This window comes from Streptomyces deccanensis, assembly GCF_022385335.1.
GTDB lineage: Bacteria > Actinomycetota > Actinomycetes > Streptomycetales > Streptomycetaceae > Streptomyces > Streptomyces deccanensis.
Genome location: NZ_CP092431.1, coordinates 7,541,262 through 7,560,762, shown reverse-complemented (window position 1 = coordinate 7,560,762; position 19,501 = coordinate 7,541,262). Strand labels below are relative to the sequence as shown.

The window sequence follows — 19,501 nt, the reverse complement described above, 5'->3', positions numbered from 1 at the left end:
CCCGAACAACAGACCGAGGGCGGTGGAGCCTTGCTTCGGCTCCACCGCCCTGTCACGCCGGTTCGCGCCCGGGGGCGCTCAGATCAGCTGCAACCGCTCGTCGAGCCGCAGCCCTCGCAGATGTAGCAGGAGCCGGCCCGCTGCATCTTCGTCCCGCAGGAGAAGCAGAGCGGGGCGTCGGCCTGGATACCCAGCTGCATCTCCACCAGCTCGGCGCTGGTGTGGGCCTGCTTCGGAGCGGGCTTGGCGCCCTCCTCGTCGACGTCGGCCTTCGGAGCGGAGACCGCCTTCAGGGACTGGCGCGGCGCCGACTGGGCGAGGCCCTCGACGTCGACCTCCTCCTCGATCGGCTCGTACGACCCGGTCTCCAGGTGACGCTGACGCTCCTCGGCGGAGTGGATGCCGAGCGCGGAGCGGGTCTCGAAGGGCAGGAAGTCGAGCGCCAGGCGACGGAAGATGTAGTCGACGATCGACGCCGCCATCCGCACGTCCGGGTCGTCCGTCATACCGGCCGGCTCGAAGCGCATGTTCGTGAACTTCGAGACGTACGTCTCCAGCGGCACGCCGTACTGCAGACCCACCGAGACGGCGATCGAGAAGGCGTCCATCATGCCCGCGAGGGTCGAGCCCTGCTTGGACATCTTGAGGAACACCTCACCGAGACCGTCGTCCGGGTAGGAGTTGGCGATCATGTAACCCTCGGCGCCGCCGACGGTGAAGGAGGTGGTGATGCCGGGGCGGCCCTTCGGGAGGCGCTTACGGACGGGGCGGTACTCGACGATCTTCTCGACCGTGGCCCGGATCGTCTCCTCGGCCTTCTCCGTGATCTCCGCCTTCTCCGTCTCCTTGGTCTTCGCGGAGAGCGGCTGACCGACCTTGCAGTTGTCGCGGTAGATCGCGAGCGCCTTGACGCCCAGCTTCCACGCCTCGAAGTAGATCTCCTCGACCTCCTCGACGGTCGCCGTCTCCGGCATGTTGACCGTCTTGGAGATGGCGCCGGAGATCCACGGCTGGATCGCGGCCATCATGCGGACGTGGCCCATCGGGGAGATGGCGCGCTCGCCCATGGCGCAGTCGAAGACCTCGTAGTGCTCCTGCTTGAGGCCCGGGGCGTCGATCACATTGCCGTGGTCGGCGATGTGGGCGACGATCGCCTCGATCTGCTCCTCCTGGTAGCCCAGGCGGCGCAGGGCCTGCGGGACCGTGCCGTTGACGATCTGCATCGAGCCGCCGCCGACCAGCTTCTTGAACTTGACCAGCGCCAGGTCCGGCTCGACACCGGTGGTGTCGCAGGACATGGCCAGGCCGATCGTGCCGGTCGGCGCGAGCACGGACGCCTGCGAGTTGCGGAAGCCGTTCTTCTCGCCGAGGCGGAGGACGTCCTGCCAGGCCTCGGTGGCGGCGGCCCACACCGGGGTGTCCAGGTCGTCCATGCGGACGGCCGTGCCGTTGGCGTCGGAGTGCTGCTTCATCACGCGGTTGTGGGCATCCGCGTTGCGGGCGTAGCCGTCGTACGGGCCGACGACCGCGGCCAGTTCGGCAGAGCGCTTGTACGCCGTGCCGGTCATCAGCGAGGTGATGGCACCGGCGAGGGCGCGGCCGCCGTCGGAGTCGTACGCGTGGCCGGTCGCCATCAGCAGGGCGCCGAGGTTGGCGTAGCCGATGCCGAGCTGGCGGAAGGCGCGGGTGTTCTCGCCGATCTTCTGGGTCGGGAAGTCGGCGAAGCAGATGGAGATGTCCATCGCGGTGATGACCAGCTCGACGACCTTGGCGAAGCGCTCGACCTCGAAGGACTGGTGGCCGAGGCCGTCGTCCTTGAGGAACTTCATCAGGTTCAGCGAGGCGAGGTTGCAGGACGTGTTGTCCAGGTGCATGTACTCGCTGCACGGGTTGGACGCGGTGATACGGCCGGACTCGGGGCAGGTGTGCCAGTTGTTGATCACACCGTCGTACTGGATGCCCGGGTCGGCGCAGGCCCACGCGGCCTCGGCGAGCTTGCGGAACAGCGCCTTGGCGTCGACCTTCTCGATGACCTCGCCGGTCATCCGGGCGCGCAGGCCGAACTCGGTGCCGTTCTCCACGGCCGTCATGAACTCGTCGTTCACCCGGACCGAGTTGTTGGCGTTCTGGTACTGGACGGACGTGATGTCGTCGCCGCCCAGGTCCATGTCGAAGCCCGCGTCGCGCAGGGCGCGGATCTTCTCCTCCTCCTTCACCTTGGTGGCGATGAAGTCCTCGACGTCCGGGTGGTCCACGTCCAGGACGACCATCTTGGCGGCGCGGCGGGTGGCGCCGCCCGACTTGATCGTTCCTGCGGAGGCGTCGGCGCCCCGCATGAAGGAGACGGGACCGGAGGCGTTGCCGCCGGAGGAGAGCAGCTCCTTGGAGGAGCGGATGCGGGAGAGGTTCAGGCCGGCGCCGGAGCCGCCCTTGAAGATCATGCCCTCTTCCTTGTACCAGTCGAGGATCGACTCCATGGAGTCGTCGACGGACAGGATGAAGCAGGCGGAGACCTGCTGGGGCTGCGGGGTGCCCACGTTGAACCACACGGGGCTGTTGAAGCTGAAGATCTGGTGCAGGAGGGCGTACGCCAGTTCGTGCTCGAAGATCTCGGCATCGGCGGGCGAGGCGAAGTACTTGTTGTCCTCGCCGGCCTTCGTGTACGTCTTCACGATGCGGTCGATCAGCTGCTTGAGGCCGGTCTCGCGCTGCGGGGTGCCCACGGCACCACGGAAGTACTTGCTGGTGACGATGTTGACCGCGTTCACCGACCAGAAGTCGGGGAACTCGACGCCGCGCTGCTCGAAGTTGACCGAGCCGTCGCGCCAGTTGGTCATGACGACGTCACGCCGCTCCCAGACCACCTCGTCGTACGGGTGCACGCCGGGGGTGGTGTGGATGCGCTCGATACGCAGGCCCTTGCTCGCCTTGGTGCCCTTGGCGCGGGAACTCCGTGCCGGACCGCTCGCCGTCTCTGTCATGCCGCCTCCCTGTACGGGCGAAAACGCCCTGAAGTGCCACGATGTTCCCGTGACACGGTGTTCTGTCTTGTGTCGCGACCCGGCTGACACAGCCGTTCGCGACAGGTCTGGATCGCCGCCCGTCGTCCGGACCCACTGGTCCGGCGGGGCGGCCCGCCGTCAGTCGGCGGCGTTGGCGGGCACCGGGACCTGCGCGGCCCCTCCGGACCCGCGGTCACCCTCCACGCGCCCCTCGACCACGCTCACGACGCCCTCGTCGTTCGCGTCGGGGCGCTTCCCCTGCTCTTCCCTGAGTTCCGCGATCGCGGCCTCGAAGTCCTCCAGCGAGTCGAACGCCCGGTAGACGCTCGCGAACCGCAGGTAGGCGACGAGGTCGAGTTCCTGCAAGGGGCCGAGTATGGCCAGCCCCACGTCGTGGGTGGTCAGCTCGGCGCTTCCGGTCGCGCGCACCGCCTCCTCGACCCGTTGGCCGAGTTGGGCGAGCGCGTCCTCGGTGACAGGCCTGCCCTGGCATGCCTTGCGGACGCCATTGATGACCTTGGTACGACTGAAGGGCTCGGTCACGCCGGACCTCTTGACCACCATCAGCGAGCACGTCTCCACCGTCGTGAAACGACGGGAGCAGTCGGGACACTGGCGGCGCCTGCGGATCGACGTGCCGTCGTCCGTCGTACGACTGTCGACGACGCGGCTGTCGGGGTGCCTGCAGAAGGGACAGTGCATAACTCCAACCCTCCTCACAGCACGACTCAATAGGCCCCACGAGCCACTTGGGCCCCGCGGAAGCAGCCCCAAGCATAGGGGATGACCTTGAGCCCGAGGACCCGGGGGACCACAACTTCTGGGCCGTTGCGGCAATCCAAGCACTAGATGTAGGGCTTGGCACGTAAATCCCCCTACGGCGCGCGTGTCGCGCACGTATCGGCATGTGCCAGACGGAGAGTCCGTCGCGGAGCGCGTCCGAACCGTCGCGGAGCGGACGCGGGCGCGGCGGGGACGCCACGAGAACGGGGCCGGTACCCGGCCGACGAGGTACCGGATGGCAGACTGGGCCGCGCGACGACAGCGGCCCACAAGGCCCCTCGCCTCGGCGGTGAAGAGTACAGGAATCAATGCTTTTGTCCGCCGGAGCCGCCGCCCTACACCCCGACGCATGGTCACGTCAGACAATCCACGGTTTTTCACTCGAACGTGTGTTTGGCGCAACCTTTCGAAAGCAACTACCGTTGTGCTGCACGGGAGACCATCGAGAGGGGCCGACGTGACCACCACCGCTGACAGTGCCACCATCACTGCCCAGGACCGCTCCCAGAGCCGACTCGAGCCGGTGCATGCGATGAACGAAGCCACGAACCATGAAGGGCCCAAGCGCGCCCTGCCCGGCCGACCTCCAGGCATCAGGGCGGACAGCTCCGGGCTCACCGACCGGCAGCGCCGAGTCATCGAGGTGATCCGGGACTCGGTGCAGCGGCGCGGATACCCGCCGTCGATGCGGGAGATCGGCCAGGCTGTCGGCCTGTCCAGTACGTCCTCCGTGGCGCACCAGCTGATGGCGCTGGAGCGCAAGGGCTTCCTGCGCCGCGACCCGCACCGTCCTCGTGCGTACGAGGTCCGCGGCTCCGACCAGGCCTCGGCCCAGCCGACGGACACGGCGGGCAAGCCGGCCGCTTCGTACGTGCCGCTCGTCGGCCGGATCGCCGCCGGTGGCCCGATCCTCGCCGAGGAGTCCGTCGAGGACGTGTTCCCACTCCCCCGCCAGTTGGTGGGCGACGGTGAACTCTTCGTCCTGAAGGTCGTGGGCGACTCCATGATCGAGGCCGCCATCTGTGACGGGGACTGGGTGACGGTCCGCCGTCAGCCCGTCGCCGAGAACGGCGACATCGTGGCCGCCATGCTGGACGGCGAGGCCACGGTCAAGCGCTTCAAGCGCGAGGACGGCCATGTCTGGCTGCTCCCGCACAATGCCGCCTACGAGCCCATCCCGGGTGACGACGCGACCATCCTCGGCAAGGTGGTGGCCGTCCTGCGCCGCGTCTGACACCAGCGGCGGACGGTCGCCCGTGCCCGTCCCCGCCCCTGATCCGGGCCCCGGAATCCACTGCGCCGGTTCCGGGGCCCTGGGCTGTCCAGGGTCCGCCGAAGCCTCGCGGCCCGAAGCCGAGCCCGTGCGCATGACGGCCGGTGGCCTGTCCCCATGGTTCGTGGGGACAGGCCACCGGCCGTTCGTCATGCCACCGGCCGTTCGTCATGCCTCCGCTTCGACCACATGTTCCTGCTTCTCCGCCTCTTCCCTCGCCTTGGCGGCACTGTCGATCGCAGCGAGCGATCTACGGACCTGGTTGCGGTCCGTCGTGTACCAGAAGTCGGGCAGTGAGGCCTTCAGATAGCTGCCGTACCGCGCGGTCGCGAGCCGCTGGTCCAGTACGGCGACCACACCGCGATCACCCTGCGCCCGGACGAGGCGGCCGGCGCCCTGTGCCATCAGCAGGGCCGCGTGCGTGGCGGCGACGGCCATGAAGCCATTGCCGCCGGCCTCCTCGACGGCCTTCTGGCGTGCGCTCATCAGCGGGTCGTCGGGCCGGGGAAACGGGATCTTGTCCATCACGACCAGCTGACAGCTGGGACCTGGCACGTCCACGCCCTGCCAGAGCGAGAGGGTGCCGAAGAGACATGTCTTCGGGTCGGCCGCGAAGCCCTTGATCAGCTCTCCGAGTGTTTCCTCGCCCTGCAGCAGGATCGGGTACTCGGGGATACGGACGCGCAGCTCCTCCGCCGCCAGCTGGGCGGCCCGCATCGACGAGAACAGCCCGAGCGTCCGACCGCCGGCCGCCTGGATCAGCTCCGTGAGCTCGTCCAGCATGTCCGCACGGTCGCCGTCCCGCGCGGGACGTGACAGATGCTTGGCGACATAGAGAATGCCCTGCCTCGGATAGTCGAACGGCGATCCGACGTCGACGCCCTTCCACTGCGGCAGGTCGTCGCCCTGGGTGCCCTCCGGGGCCAGTCCCAGTGACGCACCCACGCCGTTGAAGTCGCCGCCCAGCTTGAGCGTGGCCGAGGTCAGGGTGACGGAGCGGTCCGCGAAGAGCTTCTCCCGGAGGAGACCCGAGACGGACATGGGGGCTACGCGCAGGGACGCGCCGAAACGGTCATGACGTTCGTACCAGACGACGTCCCACTCGGAGCCGTTGCTGATCCGCTCCGCCACGTCGTGCACGCTCTCCACGGCCGCCAGGGCCTGCTTGCGGACGGCGTCCTCGTCCTGGACGGACTTGTCACGGGTGCTGCCGATCGCCGAGATCACGGCGCGAGCGGCGTCGCGCAGCGCCATCAGGACGTACGCCAGGTCCTCGGGGATCTCCTCCAGCCGGCCCGGCAGAGCCAGCTCCATGACCCGCTCGAACCCCTCGGCGGCGGTCTGCAGCTGGTCCGCCACCTTCTCGTTCACGAGCTTCGCCGCCCGCTTCACCGCGCGGTTGACCTGGCCCGGGGTGAGCTCGCCGGTCGCCACACCGGTCACCCGGGAGACGAGTTCGTGCGCCTCGTCCACGATCAGGACCTCATGCTGCGGGAGCACCGGAGCGCCCTCGATGGCGTCGATCGCGAGCAGCGCGTGATTGGTGACGACGACCTCGGCGAGCTTGGCCCGCTCCCTGGCCATCTCGGCGAAGCACTCGGCGCCGTACGCGCACTTCGTGGCGCCCAGGCACTCCCTGGAGGACACGGAGATCTGGGCCCAGGCACGGTCCGACACACCCGGGGTGAGGTCGTCCCGGTCGCCGGTCTCGGTCTCCTGCGACCAGTCCCGCAGCCGCAGCAGGTCCTGGCCCAGCTTGCTGCTGGGCGCGGCCGCCTCGAACTGGTCGAAGAGGCCCTCCTCCTCGTCCTGCGGCACACCCTCGTTCAGCCGGTGCAGGCACATGTAGTTCGACCGGCCCTTGAGCATCGCGAACTCCGGGCGGCGGCGCAGCAGGGGGTGCAGCGCGTCGACCGTTCTCGGCAGGTCCCGCTCCACGAGCTGCCGCTGGAGGGCGAGGGTCGCCGTGGCGACGACGACGCGCTCTCCCTGGGCGAGCGCGGGCACCAGGTAACCGAGCGACTTTCCGGTGCCGGTGCCTGCCTGGACCAGCAGATGGGAGCCGTCGTCGATCGCCTCCGCGACGGCTTCGGCCATGGTCACCTGGCCGGGGCGCTCCGTGCCGCCGACAGCGGTGACGGCGGCGTGCAGGAGTTCGTGAAGTGAGGGCTTCGTCATAGCGCGACCACCCTACGGGTCACCACTGACAAACGGGTGATCGCGGCGGACGTGTGGGGTCTGGGAGGCGGGGTCCCATGGGGCCTGCGGGGCGGGATCGTGTGGGTCCTGGGACGCGGCATCGTGTGGGGCCTGGGAGGCGGCATCGTGTGGGGCCTGGGAGGCGGGATCAAGACTGTTCTCTTCGACGGGGCGGGGTGGACACGGGACGGATGGTCACGGGACGAGACGTCTCGGGACGGGATGGTCGCCGGGCCCGGGAATTGCGTCGGCTCGACCGGGAACCGGATCGGATCGGGCGGTGTACCAGATATGACGGCGTCACAGCAGATCCACATCGGAACTACATCAGATCGCGCAGCAGCCGATCTCTGCACATGAGGGCGGCCCGCTTGTCGGGCAGGTCGACCTCGGCGGAGTACCGGAAGCCGGCGCTGAGGAAAGCGGAGATGGAGGGAAAGTTGCGAAGGTCGGGTTCCGCGACGACGCGGGCACAGGAAGGTCGTCTGTCCAGGACGAGATCGGCGACGGCGCGGAGCAGGGTGGAGCCGAGACCACGCCCCCGATCGGCCACGGGTCCGATGAGCAGATGGATCCCGGTGTCGTGCGGGCGGGCCGGGTAGTGACGGGCAAGGGGGTCGAGGTCCGCCCGGTAGATCTCCCAATAGCTCATTGGGGTGCCGTTCAGTAGTCCGAGGCAGGGAATGCTGCGGCCATCTCCGCCGAGCTGGGTCCGTAGGTGGTTCGCGGTCACGTCCTCGGCTCCGCCGAGCTTCCAGTAGGAATCCACGGCCGAGTCGTTCATCCAGCGGGAGATCAGCGGGAGGTCCCGTTCGAGCCGCACCGGGACGAGCTGCAGGGTGCCTGCCGGGGTGACGACCGCCCCCCAGTCCGCGAGGTGGTCGAGCAGCTCGCCACTGGCCCGAAGTCCCCCCTGCCCCGCCTCGGTACTGCCACCGCACGGGTCGGGGTCCTCGGTCAGGAGCGCGAGGAAGTCGTCGGTCAGGCGCAGTTCGAGTGTGTCCTCGTTGCTGGGGGCCGCAGTGCCGGTGTCGGTGCTCGCGTGGGTGCTCGCGCCGGTGCTCGCGTCGGTGGGAGACACGGCGACGCTCCTCTCAGGAGATCGGGTGGGTCATGTTCCTCGGGGCTGAAGGGAGTCGGAGTACGCGGACGAGTGGGTTGAACAGCTGTAGGAGGTGGAGCGGCCGGTCATGGGTGGAGGGGGTTGGTGATGGTGACGTAGACGGACTGGGTGTCGACCGGGCCGACGAGTTCGTCGAGGCCGTGGAGACGGGTCAGGAGGTTGGCCTTGCAGCGCAGGACCGGTGAGTCGAGCAGTCGGGCCGGCAGGGTCGTGTTCAGCCGGGCGGGACCGGTCGCCACATCCGTGAGGAAGCGACGGAAGGCGGCGAGAAGAACTCGCTCGTGGGCGAGACGCTGCGAGCCGAACGCGCCGATGAGGCCGAGCACGTTGTTGATGCCGAGGTAGTAGGCGAACCGCTCGTCGGCGACCTCGTCGGAGACGAACGTGTCGCTGCGCTCTCCGATGCCGTGCAGCCGGGATCGGAGCTCCGCACGGCGGGATTCGCGGAAGTAGTAGCCCTGGTTGTCGCGGTACCGACCGCCGATGGGCCAGCCGTCGGGGTCCAGGAGGACGAGCGTGTTCTGCTGGTGTGCTTCGAGGGCGATCCCGGCCTCACCGTCGAGCCACAGCACAGGCCGCACGACGTGCTCGAGATAGCGCAGGAACCACTCGACGGCCACGGCACCCCGGGGACGCCCGGTGCGCCCGGCGAGACGAGTGACGACCTCCTCGAGCCGCGACCGCATGAGCAGGCGCTCGTCGGGATGACGGTCGCCGGGACGACTGTCGTTGAGATGGGGGTCGTTGCGAGGGGGGTCGTCGGGGCGGTGTTCGCCATGGGGATACGGCACGGGTGACACGAGGCCGGCGACGCAGGACGCGTCGTCCCCCGGGCCGAACGGGTTGTGCCGGATGACCACGTCCAGGCCCGCCAGGGGGTCGCCGTCCGGTGCGGTGACCGCCAGCCAGGCTGGGTCGCGGACGATGTCGAATCCGGGGTGGGCCGCCTGCCACCGCTCGGCCAGGCCGGTGCGCAGCAGGCGGTGTACCTCGACACCGCGGTGGAGTTCCTTGCGGAGGTTCTCACGACGGGAGTTGGTGATGCGCAGGCCCAGCGAGAGTTTCAGCATCGCGGGGGCACCGGTGCGGTGAACGGTGCGGACGGAGGAGGTGGCGTGCCACGGGGCACCGTGCGGGCCCAGGTCGCGCACCAGACCGGCGTCGAGCAGAGCGGCGACGGCCGGGCGGTGGCGGACCTCGCGGAGCTGCCAGGGGTGGAGGGGCAGAGCGGTGAAGCCGTCGGGCAGTGGCAGTGCCGGGCCGGCCAGCCGCGCGGTCAGCCGGTCGGCGGGGACGACACGGCCGCGCTCGGTCCACGCCGAATCGGTCGACAGGACGGAGGGTGCGATCGCCAGCCAGTGCAGGGGGAAGGAGCCGCGCAACTCGGGTGAGTACAGCCGCTCTTCGGCCCCGGAGAGCCCTTCCCGGCTTTTCGGGGTGGGGTGCAGAGGGTGGCCGAGGAGAAGCGCCTGCTCGGCGGCCAGGAACCGGTCGGGGTCGTCGGTGGGTTGAGCTCGGCGCTCGGTGATGAACACGGCGACGCGGCGGGCCGAGTCGGCGACCCTGCCGACCAGGTCCAGTTGGTCACGCTGGACGAGGGCGCTCTCGTGACCGAGACAAGGAGGTTGGCCAAGCCGCTCGCCCTGGGAGTTGTGTGCGCACTGGGTGGGCTGCTCTCGCTGGGTGTGCCGGGTGGGCTGGATGTGCGGGGTGGGCGCGACCGTGGGTGGGGGTTCGGTGGCTGTGCCCGGTGTGTGCCGTGCGGTCGCTTCGCGGGCCAGTAGGGCTGCAACCGTGATCGCGTCTACAGGGGGTGCGGTGTCGGGGGTGCTGGCGAGACGGGGGAGCCCGAATCGGTGCCAGCCGGTCGGGGACCAGTAGCGCACCGGGGCGATGAGGGTCGTGCCGGTGGCAGGAAGAGGGATATGGAGGAGGCCGCCGTGGTCTTGGGGAGGGGTGAGGTCGTGTTCGCGTACCCAACAGCGCAAGAGGTTCTCGACCGCTGCGGCCTGGGCAGCGGTGTGCGGGTCGGGATGGTGAAGGAGGTCGGCGTCGGGGTGGGGCGGGGGTACTGGCGCCCCGATGCCGTCGCTGGCTCGGCGAGGGGCCGACCGACCGCGCTCATGCCTTGGCTCACTCGGAAGCTGAGGGGGTGCGGATTGGCGAGGGACCGGCTGGGTGGGGGACGGGGCCTGCGCGGGCGCGTCGGGTCCAGGGCCCGCTTGGTGCCGCCGGGGCTCCACCAGGCTGAACCCCGGCTCCAACAAGCGGGACCCCCGCTCGACCTGACTGGGCTCAATCTGCCCCGGGGGCTCGACCTGGCCCGGCGACTGCTGCCCCGGCTCGGCTTGGCGGGAGCGCAGCTGCCCCGGCTCGACCTCGCCCGGCGATGGTTCGGGTCGCCTGGGCAACGGCTCGGCACTCGACTGGCCAGGCGGTGGTTCGGCACTCAGCTGGCCCGGGGTGGGGAGGGCGTGGGCTTCCCGGGTGTGGTGGTGGGTGCGGGCCCCGGGGGTGGGCGGCGGGTTCACGGCGGTTCCTGGGGTTGCTCGTGCGAGGGGGAGAGCGCGGGTTGTTGCGGGCGAGCGGGAGTGGGGTCGGTGCGGGAGGGGTGCGGGGCGGTCGCGCTGTGGTGTGCGGTGTCGGGCGGGCGGTCCGGGCGGTGGGGCGGTGCCGTGGGTGGATGGCTACTGCGGGCGTGGCCTGGCGGGCGGCGGCTCGGGTGGGTGCGGTGTTCATCCGCCCGGCATGTGTGCGGGCCCTCCGGCTCGCATGCGGCGCGGGTGCGCCGGGAATCGCGCCCGTGCGGTGGCCGCCACCGAGGCGATCGCATCCGTCAGACGGTCGAGTACGGCGTTCGCCTGTTCGTCGGTGATCGTGAGCGGTGGGAGGAGGCGTACGACGCCGGCGTTGCGGCCTCCGAGGTCGACGATCAGGCCTCGGCGGAGGCACTCGCGTTGCACCGCCGTGGCGAGGGAGGGGGCGGGTGGAGGGGGGCCGGTGGCGTCGGATCCAGGGGGTGCGTCCGGGGTGACCATTTCGATGCCGATCATCAGCCCTCGTCCTCGTACGTCACCGACGCAGGCGAAGCGCTCGGTGAGGGGGCGCAGCTGCGCGAGGATGCGGGCGCCCAGGGTGTCGGCACGTTGGGCGAGGCCGTTTTCGCGGACGTGGGCGAGGGTGGCGGCGCCCGCGGCCATGGCGAGCCGGTTGCCGCGGAAGGGGCCGGTGTGGGTGCCGGGCCGCCACACGTCGAGGTCGTCGCGGTGGACCACGACGGCCAGGGGGAGGCTGCCGCCGATGGCCTGGGACAGGACCATGACGTCGGGGACGACGCCGCTGTGCTCGACCGCCCAGAAGCGTCCGGTGCGGCCGACGCCCGTGCCGACCTCGTCGGCGATCAGTGGGATCGAGCGTGCGGCGGTGATGGCGCGCATACGGCGCAGCCAGCCGTCCGGGGCAGGGAGGACACCGCCCTCGCCCTGGACGGGTTCGAGGATCATGCCGGCGGGCAGCGGCGCTCCGGACTCGGCCTCGTCGAGGACGGACTCGGCCCAGCGGGCGGCGAGTTCGGCGCCGCGTTCGCCGCCGATACCGAACGGGCAGCGGTAGTCCTGCGGGTAGGGCAGGCGGGCCGCCCGGACAACGCGCGCGCCTGTGAGAGTTTCGGGGGTTCCGATGGCCGGGCCGGTGTGGGCTCCGGTGAAGGCGAGCATGCCGGAGCGTCCGGTCGCGGCCCGGACCAGGTTGCAGGCGGCCTCGACAGCGTCCGCGCCAGAGGGGCCGCAGAACCGAACTCGGGCGCGGGCGGCGAACTCTGGAGGCAGGGTGCGGAGCAGTTCGGTGGTGAAGGCGTCCTGGGCCGGGGTGGCGAGGTCGAGGACGTGCAGGGGAGCGCCCGAGTCGAGGGCCTTACGGATCGCTTGGAGGACGACCGGGTGGTTGTGGCCGAGGGCGAGAGTGCCCGCGCCGGAAAGACAGTCGAGGTAACGGCGGCCGTCGGCGTCCTCGATGGTCAGTCCGCGGGCGCGTACGGGCACGACGGGCAGGGAGCGGGCGTAGGTGCGTGCCGCCGAGTCGCGGGCGGCCTGCGGCCGCGCGATGACTCCGTACCCCGACCTCACCGCACGCGCCCCGTCGTACTCCCGTCGTGGGCGGGCCCATTCGCTCTCGGGTCCCGAACGCGCTCGCTCGGGCTCACGCCCCACCGGCGCCACCGCAGACTCGGTCACCGCCACTGCTGCACTTCCTCCCACGGCTCATCAGAGGCGAGTCGGCAGGGGTCACCGAACACCGGCGGGTCCCCCGCACGTACCAACGACGCGACCGGTACGGGGAAGCGGGTAGGACGAAAATCCTTGCCGGGCGGGAGCGGTGTCGGTCGGGCTCGGTCCACCTCCGTCTCGCGGACGGAGCCACTGGCCGGGCAAACAGGAGCCGGGCATGCACGGGTCTGCCGCCGCAACGGGTTGTCGTGCAGCAGGTTGTCGTGCAGCGGGTTGTTGCAGAGGGTCAGCGCGGTGAGTCGGCCCGGTGCGTCAGCGGTTCAGGCCGACACCGCCGAAGTGAGTGATGTCGAAGAGGCGTACGAGGTCGGTGTGGCTGCGCAGGGTCATCGGCGCCGAGCCCTGTCCGTTCCAGTAGACGAGGTGGCTGCCGGGCGGTACGGCATTCAGCAACCGCCGCACTATGGCCTCCGCTTCGTCGGTGTCCGTGACGAGGTTCAGGACGCCCAGCATGGTGATCGCGATGGGCTGATCGAAGTCCAGGGTGACCGCGGCGCCCCTCAGGATCGTGTCGGGGTCGTGGACGTCCGCGTCTATGTAGTCGGTGGCGCCTTCGAGGGTGTTGAGCAGAGCGTGGGCGTGCGCGAGGACGATGGGGTCGCTGTCGACGTAGACGATCCTGCAGGAGGGGTCTACGCGTTGGGCGACCTCGTGGGTGTTGTCCGTGGTGGGCAGGCCGGTTCCGATGTCCAGGAACTGTCGGATGCCCACCTCTGGTGGCGGCGTCGCCACCGCCGGACGTCTTGGGGGGGTGGGCGTGTACTGCACTTGTCGACAACGATCCCGAACGGCCGACCGGTGTCCGGCCCCCCTTGGGCGACAGGACTTCGTCCAAGTCCTCAAGGGCAACAGCCCGTCAAATGGGGGTGTACGTGGAGGATTGCCCGGTCGGTCGGCTCGTAGCCAAACCGTTGCCGTTCCACCGGATGTCCCCCACAACGACCGCATAGTGTGTGGTGCCGTTCCGAAGGATGCGGCTGGGTGGATGGCACCAAGCCGCGCGGACGACGACTACGTACGCACTACGTATGAAGAAACAGATGTGCGGAGCCGCGCGAATGTCGTGTCGGCTACGTACAAGGAGGCGGTCGGCGTGCGGAGGTGTCGCGCGCCGTCCGTTTCGGCACCACAGATTTCTCTTACGCCCCAGGGGGAGTTCAGACCATGCGACCCATACGACCGCTCTTCGCCGCTCGTCGAGGGAGGAGCACGCGCCGCAAAACCTCCCCCGTGCTGGCCGCGGTCGGCCTCGCCACGGCTCTGTCGTTGACCGCCACGGCGTGCGGCTCGGGTGACACGACGGCGAACGCCGAGGCGTCGGCGTCCGCGCAGGACAGCGGCAGCGCGGGTGACGGCAAGATCCGGATCCCGGACGACATCAAGGACAATCTCAAGGAACACGGGATCGACCTCGACAAGTGGCGGGGCGGGGCCTGGAAGAACTGGGACAAGGACGACTGGCTGCGCGAGGCCGAGGACTACGTCAACCCGATCATCAAGGACCTGTGGGACCCGGACCGGATGCGGGACGCCGAGGAGCCGGAGAAGGAGGTCGACGAGGGAGATCTCACCGGTGACCACGGCGTAACAGACCCGACGCCCCGGTCTGTCGACGCGAAGGCGGTGGCGGCGCAGTACCACGCGAACGTGCCGGAGGCGGGCAAGGTGTTCTTCGACGCGCCCGAGGGCACGATGGTCTGCTCGGCGACGGTCGTGCAGGACCCGGCCAACCCGGGCAAGTCCAACCTCGTGTGGACGGCAGGCCACTGTGTGCACGCCGGGAAGTCGGGCGGCTGGTACCGGAACATCGCCTTCGTGCCCTCGTACAACGACAGCGCCAGGCCGACGTCGGAGTTGAAGACGGCCACCAAGGAGGAGGTCGCTCCGTACGGCGTCTGGTGGGGTGACTGGGCGCAGACCTCGGACCAGTGGATCGAGCAGGGCGGTCAGACGGGCGGTGACGGGGCGCCGTACGACTTCGCGGTGATCCATGTGACGCCGGAGGAGGGCAGCGGGGGCAAGTCGCTGGAGGAGACGGTCGGTTCGGCGTTGCCGGTGGACTTCGACGCGCCTGCCGTGCCGCAGGTGGAGAGCATCACCGCGACGGGTTACCCCGCCGGGGCCCCGTACGACGGGGAGACGATGTACCAGTGCACGGACAAGCCCGGGCGGTTCTCGCTCGTCGAGTCGGATCCGACGATGTACCGCATCGGCTGCACGATGACCGGCGGCTCGTCCGGTGGCGGCTGGGTGGCCACCGGCTCGAACGGTGAGCCCGCGTTGGTGTCCAACACCTCCATCGGGCCGGTGAGCGCCGGTTGGCTGGCCGGGCCGCGGTTGGGCAAGGAGGCAGAGGGTGTCTACCAGGCGGTGAGCGACAAGTTCGCGTCGCAGTGACATCGGGCTGGTCGACAGCAAGCCGGCCGACTCCCGGCCGACCGACGACCAGCCGACCGACGACCAGCTGATGAAGTGGTGCCGCCCCGGGAGGGCGGAGGGGGGCGCGCAGAGACTCCGGTCGCGCGCCCTCCGTCCGTCCCCCTACGGCGGTCGGTGAGCGTATGCCGGGGGGTGCTCGTCAGGCCGCCGCTGTGTTCCGTGCGGCGGCGGGCCGGTCCCGCAGTTGACCCGCGTGGCGGGCGGCGGTGGCGGGCTGGTGGCCGCCATGGAGGCGTACTTCGCCCGCAAGTACGCCATCGACCCGGACTTCTGGACCGACTTCGGGACCGTGTCGGGGACGGGGGACGGCCCGGAGGGTGGTCGCCGCCCGCTGGATATGACCGACCCGGACGACGCGAAGGTGTGGGAGTCGCGGCGCAAGGTGTTCGTCCGCTTCTACACCGTGCGCGCGGGCGGCTCGTACAGCCTCGGCTGCCACGACGAGAGTGGAACATCCTCGTCAGGCTGAACCCGGCGCGTGCCGGACATCGCGCGTACGGCCCCGGTGAACTGATCGCCGCCTACTACGGCGGACGCGCCCGCTCGATGGCCGAGAGCGAGCTGGAGACCCCCCGGTTACGAGGTCAAGGAGAAGACCGCGTAGCGCCGGGGGAAGGACGGGGGGTGCGCGGGGGCGCCAAGCGGCCGGTGTCCCCGGGCATACCGAAGGCCCGCCCCTCGGCGGAGGGGGCGGGCCTTCGGGTACACCTGGGGCGGGTCGACGCGGCCGGACGATCGGGCACGGCAGGACAACGAAATCCCACCGGCCGTCGGTCCCAGCCGGACAGTCAAGTCCCACCGCTCGGTCGGGCCCTCACCGCGTGGTCGGCCCCACCGGACGATCGGACCGACCGAACGATCCCGGCCTGACCATCGGACCCGGCCGAACCATCGAGCCCAGCCGGGCGATCGGACCCGGCCGAACCACCGGCCCCGGCCGGACGGCTCAGGCCGTCGTGGCGGTCGGCACGTACGGCGTCAGGTCGGCCGCCAGTTCCTCGTGGACCCGGGCCTTGAGCAGGGTGCCCTCCGGGGTGTGCTCCTCGGAGATCACCTCGCCCTCGGCGTGGGCGCGGGCGACGAGCTTGCCGTGGGTGTACGGCACGAGCGCCTCGATCTCCACCGAGGGGCGCGGCAGTTCCTCGTCGATCAGTGCGAGCAGTTCCTCGATGCCCTGGCCGGAGCGGGCCGAGACCGCGATGGAGCGCTTCTCGATCCGCAGCAGTCGCTGCAGCGTCAGCGGGTCGGCCGCGTCCGCCTTGTTGATCACCACGATCTCGGGGACCTTGGTCGCGCCCACGTCATTGATGACCTCGCGCACGGCGGCCAGCTGCTCCTCCGGGTCGGGGTGCGAACCGTCGACCACGTGCAGGATCAGGTCGGAGTCGCCGACCTCCTCCATCGTGGAGCGGAACGCCTCGACCAGGTGGTGCGGCAGGTGGCGTACGAAGCCGACGGTGTCCGCCAGCGTGTACAGCCGCCCGCTCGGGGTCTCGGCCCGGCGCACGGTCGGGTCGAGGGTCGCGAACAGGGCGTTCTCGACCAGGACACCCGCGCCGGTGAGCCGGTTGAGCAGGGAGGACTTGCCGGCGTTGGTGTAGCCGGCGATGGCGACCGAGGGCACCTTGTTCCTGCGGCGCTCCTGGCGCTTGATCTCGCGGCCGGTCTTCATCTCCGCGATCTCCCGGCGCATCTTCGCCATCTTCTCGCGGATCCGACGCCGGTCAGTCTCGATCTTGGTCTCACCGGGACCACGGGTGGCGAGGCCGCCGCCCTTGCCGCCGCCCATCTGACGGGACAGCGACTGACCCCAGCCTCGCAGCCTCGGCAGCATGTACTGCATCTGCGCGAGCGCGACCTGCGCCTTGCCCTCCCGGGACTTGGCGTGCTGGGCGAAGATGTCGAGGATCAGGGCCGTACGGTCGATGACCTTGACCTTGACGACGTCTTCGAGGTGGATGAGCTGCCCCGGGCTCAGCTCACCGTCGCAGATGACGGTGTCGGCGCCCGACTCGAGGACGATGTCCCGCAGCTCGTTGGCCTTGCCGGAGCCGATGTAGGTGGCCGCGTCCGGCTTGTCGCGGCGCTGGATCACGCCGTCGAGCACGAGCGCGCCCGCGGTCTCCGCGAGGGCGGCCAGCTCGGCCAGCGAGTTCTCCGCGTCCCGCGAGGTTCCCGTGGTCCAGACACCGACGAGCACGACCCGCTCCAGGCGGAGCTGTCGGTACTCGACCTCGGTGACGTCCTCGAGCTCGGTGGAGAGGCCCGCGACACGGCGCAGGGCCGCGCGGTCGGAGCGGTCGAACTGGTCGCCGTCCCGCTCTCCGTCGATCTCGAAGCTCCAGGCGACGTCCTCTTCCATCAGGGCATCGGCCCGAAGACCTTCGGGGTTGTTCTGCGCGAAGGCGCGCTGTGCGGCCTGGGAAGGGGAAGAAGAGGAGGTCATTGGGTCCTTACGTCGATTGGGGATACCGAAGGGCGACGGATCTTCACGATCCCGATCCGTTCGTCACGGATTTTGACCCGTCACCGGTGACAACGTCCGGGGCTTCCCGGTGATTCCCGGGGCCTGCCGTCGTCGACCCGATGATGGTCGCACGGCACGCCCCGTCTCGTCACCCGGGTTATTTCCCGTCCGCGCGGGGGTCACACCCGTGCGAGGGGCGGGTCATCGCCGGGCCGCGGCCTCCACCGGCGCCGACTTCCAGTCGGGGTGTCCAGGCATGGGCGGCGTCCTCAGCTCGTACAGCCAGGCGTGGAAGAAGTCGCCCAGGTCGCGTCCGGCGATCCGGGAGGCGAGGTCCCGGAAGTCGGCGGTGGACGCGACACCGTCCCGGTGGACGGTGACCCAGGCCCGCTGCAGCAGGGCGAAGGCGGAGGCGCCGATCTCCTGGCGCAGGGCGTAGAGGAAGAGGGCGGCGCCGTCGTAGACGTTCGCGCGGAAGATGCCGATCTTCTGGCCGTTCTTGGGCTCCTTGGGTGCCGCCGGTGGTCCTCCGGCGGCACGCCAGCGGTCGGATGCTCCGTAGGCGGCCTTCATGCGCGCGGCCATCGAACGGCCGGCGGTCTCCTCGGCATACAGGGCCTCGTACCAGGTGGCGTGTCCTTCGTTGAGCCACAGGTCGGACCAGGTGCGCGGGCTGACGCTGTTGCCGAACCACTGGTGGGCCAGCTCGTGGACCATGATCGACTCGACGTACCACTTGGGGTACTCGGGCCGGACGAACAGCGCCCTCTCGAAGAGCGAGAGCGTCTGCGTCTCCAGCTCGAACCCGGTCTGCGCCTCGGCGATCAGCACCCCGTACGTCTCGAACGGGTAGCGGCCGACCTTCTTCTCCATCCACTCGATCTGGGCGGGGGTCTTCGCGAGCCACGGTTCGAGCTTCGCGCGGTCCTTGGCGGGGACCACGTCGCGTACGGGCAGGCGGTGCGGTCCGGTCCGATGCACGACGGCGGAGCGGCCGATGGAGATCTGGGCCAGTTCGGTGGCCATGGGGTGCTGGGTGCGGTACGTCCAGGTGGTGGTGCCGGCGGCGCGGTCCGTGCCGGTGGCGAGGCCGTTGGAGACGGCCGTGTAGCCGTCGGGGACGGTGACGCGGACGGTGAACATGGCCTTGTCGGAGGGGTGGTCGTTGCAGGGGAACACGACGTGCGCCGCGTCCGCCTGGTTGGCCATCGCGAGTCCGTCGGCGGTCCGTACCCAGCCGCCCTCCACCTCGCCGGTGTAGACCGGGTCACTGGTGTGCCGCACGGTGATACGCGTCCGGCTTCCCTCGGGAAGCGGCACCCGGGGTGTGATCACCAGGTCCTCCCCCGCGCCGGTGAAGGCGGCGGGCGCCCCGTCGACCTGGACGGAGTCGACCTTGCCGTGGGCGAAGTCGAGGTTGATCCGCTCCAGTGGGGCGGTCGTCCGCGCGTCGATGGTGGTCACGGCGGTGAGCGGCTCGCGGTTGCTGCCGGGGTAGGTGAAGTCGAGGTCGTACGACCGCACGTCGTACCCCGGGTTGCCGAGGTGCGGGAAGAGCCGGTCGCCGACGCCCAGGGGGACGGCGGGGGACGGGGCGCTAGCGGCGATCAGGCAGACGGAGACGGCGGAGGCGAGCAGCGCGGCCTGGACGCGGCGGCTCCTGAGGCGTGGGGTGAGCGGCATGGACCACCGCTACCAGCGCGCCCCCGCCCGGTGCCGCCGACGCGCAGCGGGCCCACCCGAACGAGCGGCTGACGGTCCGCCGAGCCGCCCGTCCGCAGACCTCCCGTCCTTCGGAGGCCGCCCGTCAGCCGAGCCACCCATCCGTCGAACCGCCCGTCCGCAGACCTCCCGTCCTTCGGAGGCCGCCCGTCAGCCGAGCCACCCATCCGTCGAACCGCCCGTTCTTCGAGCCGCCCCCGCCCGCCC

At 70.2% G+C, this 19,501-nt stretch carries 12 protein-coding genes; 3 read left to right on the top strand and 9 right to left on the bottom strand.

The window, feature by feature from the left end:
- Positions 1-83 precede the first annotated feature (83 nt).
- Both L3078_RS33455 and nrdR read right to left on the bottom strand, forming a co-directional pair.
- Positions 84-2,981 (bottom strand): vitamin B12-dependent ribonucleotide reductase, encoded by a 2,898-nt coding sequence (locus L3078_RS33455; protein WP_239757642.1) that lies wholly within the window; start codon positions 2,979-2,981, stop codon positions 84-86.
- Between the two features lie 159 nt (positions 2,982-3,140).
- Positions 3,141-3,704 carry a transcriptional regulator NrdR gene (gene nrdR / locus L3078_RS33450; RefSeq protein WP_060883041.1) on the bottom strand — a complete coding sequence of 188 codons (564 nt, stop codon included), beginning with the start codon at positions 3,702-3,704 and terminating at the stop codon, positions 3,141-3,143.
- 538 nt (positions 3,705-4,242) lie between these two features.
- Between nrdR and lexA the strand changes: the two genes are divergently transcribed.
- Positions 4,243-5,019, top strand: a complete 777-nt coding sequence (gene lexA, locus L3078_RS33445) for a transcriptional repressor LexA (RefSeq protein ID WP_045561107.1) — start codon at positions 4,243-4,245, stop codon at positions 5,017-5,019.
- A gap of 207 nt (positions 5,020-5,226) precedes the next feature.
- On the opposite strand, the gene L3078_RS33440 is transcribed toward lexA, so the two are convergent.
- From L3078_RS33440 to L3078_RS44680, 5 genes are all read right to left on the bottom strand, one after another.
- Positions 5,227-7,236: an ATP-dependent DNA helicase gene (locus L3078_RS33440; protein ID WP_239757641.1), complete on the bottom strand. Its 2,010-nt coding sequence runs from the start codon at positions 7,234-7,236 to the stop codon at positions 5,227-5,229.
- Between the two features lie 343 nt (positions 7,237-7,579).
- Positions 7,580-8,338, bottom strand: a complete 759-nt coding sequence (locus tag L3078_RS33435; RefSeq protein ID WP_239757640.1) for a GNAT family N-acetyltransferase — start codon at positions 8,336-8,338, stop codon at positions 7,580-7,582.
- Positions 8,339-8,445: 107 nt separating this feature from the next.
- Complete coding sequence (locus tag L3078_RS33430; protein ID WP_420864196.1) at positions 8,446-10,623, bottom strand: IucA/IucC family protein; 2,178 nt, start codon at positions 10,621-10,623, stop codon at positions 8,446-8,448.
- Positions 10,624-11,115: 492 nt separating this feature from the next.
- A complete protein-coding gene (locus L3078_RS33425; protein WP_420864129.1) occupies positions 11,116-12,618 on the bottom strand; it encodes a diaminobutyrate--2-oxoglutarate transaminase family protein in 1,503 nt (500 codons plus the stop codon).
- 300 nt (positions 12,619-12,918) lie between these two features.
- On the bottom strand, positions 12,919-13,518 hold the full coding sequence (locus tag L3078_RS44680; protein WP_420864195.1) for an SAM-dependent methyltransferase: 600 nt from the start codon (positions 13,516-13,518) through the stop codon (positions 12,919-12,921).
- Positions 13,519-13,830: 312 nt separating this feature from the next.
- Here L3078_RS44680 and L3078_RS33415 point away from each other — a divergent pair, with 312 nt between their 5' ends.
- Both L3078_RS33415 and L3078_RS33410 read left to right on the top strand, forming a co-directional pair.
- The gene (locus L3078_RS33415) at positions 13,831-15,063 is read left to right on the top strand and encodes a trypsin-like serine peptidase (RefSeq protein ID WP_239757639.1); all 1,233 of its coding nucleotides are present in this window, start codon (positions 13,831-13,833) and stop codon (positions 15,061-15,063) included.
- A 226-nt stretch (positions 15,064-15,289) separates the two neighbouring features.
- Positions 15,290-15,574, top strand: coding sequence for a hypothetical protein (locus tag L3078_RS33410; RefSeq protein WP_239757638.1), 285 nt, complete (start codon positions 15,290-15,292; stop codon positions 15,572-15,574).
- Positions 15,575-16,051: 477 nt separating this feature from the next.
- Here the strand turns inward: L3078_RS33410 and hflX are convergent, their stop codons facing one another.
- Both hflX and L3078_RS33400 read right to left on the bottom strand, forming a co-directional pair.
- Entirely contained in the window at positions 16,052-17,551 is a 1,500-nt protein-coding gene (gene hflX / locus L3078_RS33405; protein WP_239757637.1) for a GTPase HflX, read from the bottom strand.
- Between the two features lie 222 nt (positions 17,552-17,773).
- Positions 17,774-19,255 carry a M1 family metallopeptidase gene (locus L3078_RS33400; RefSeq protein WP_239757636.1) on the bottom strand — a complete coding sequence of 494 codons (1,482 nt, stop codon included), beginning with the start codon at positions 19,253-19,255 and terminating at the stop codon, positions 17,774-17,776.
- Positions 19,256-19,501: the final 246 nt, after the last annotated feature.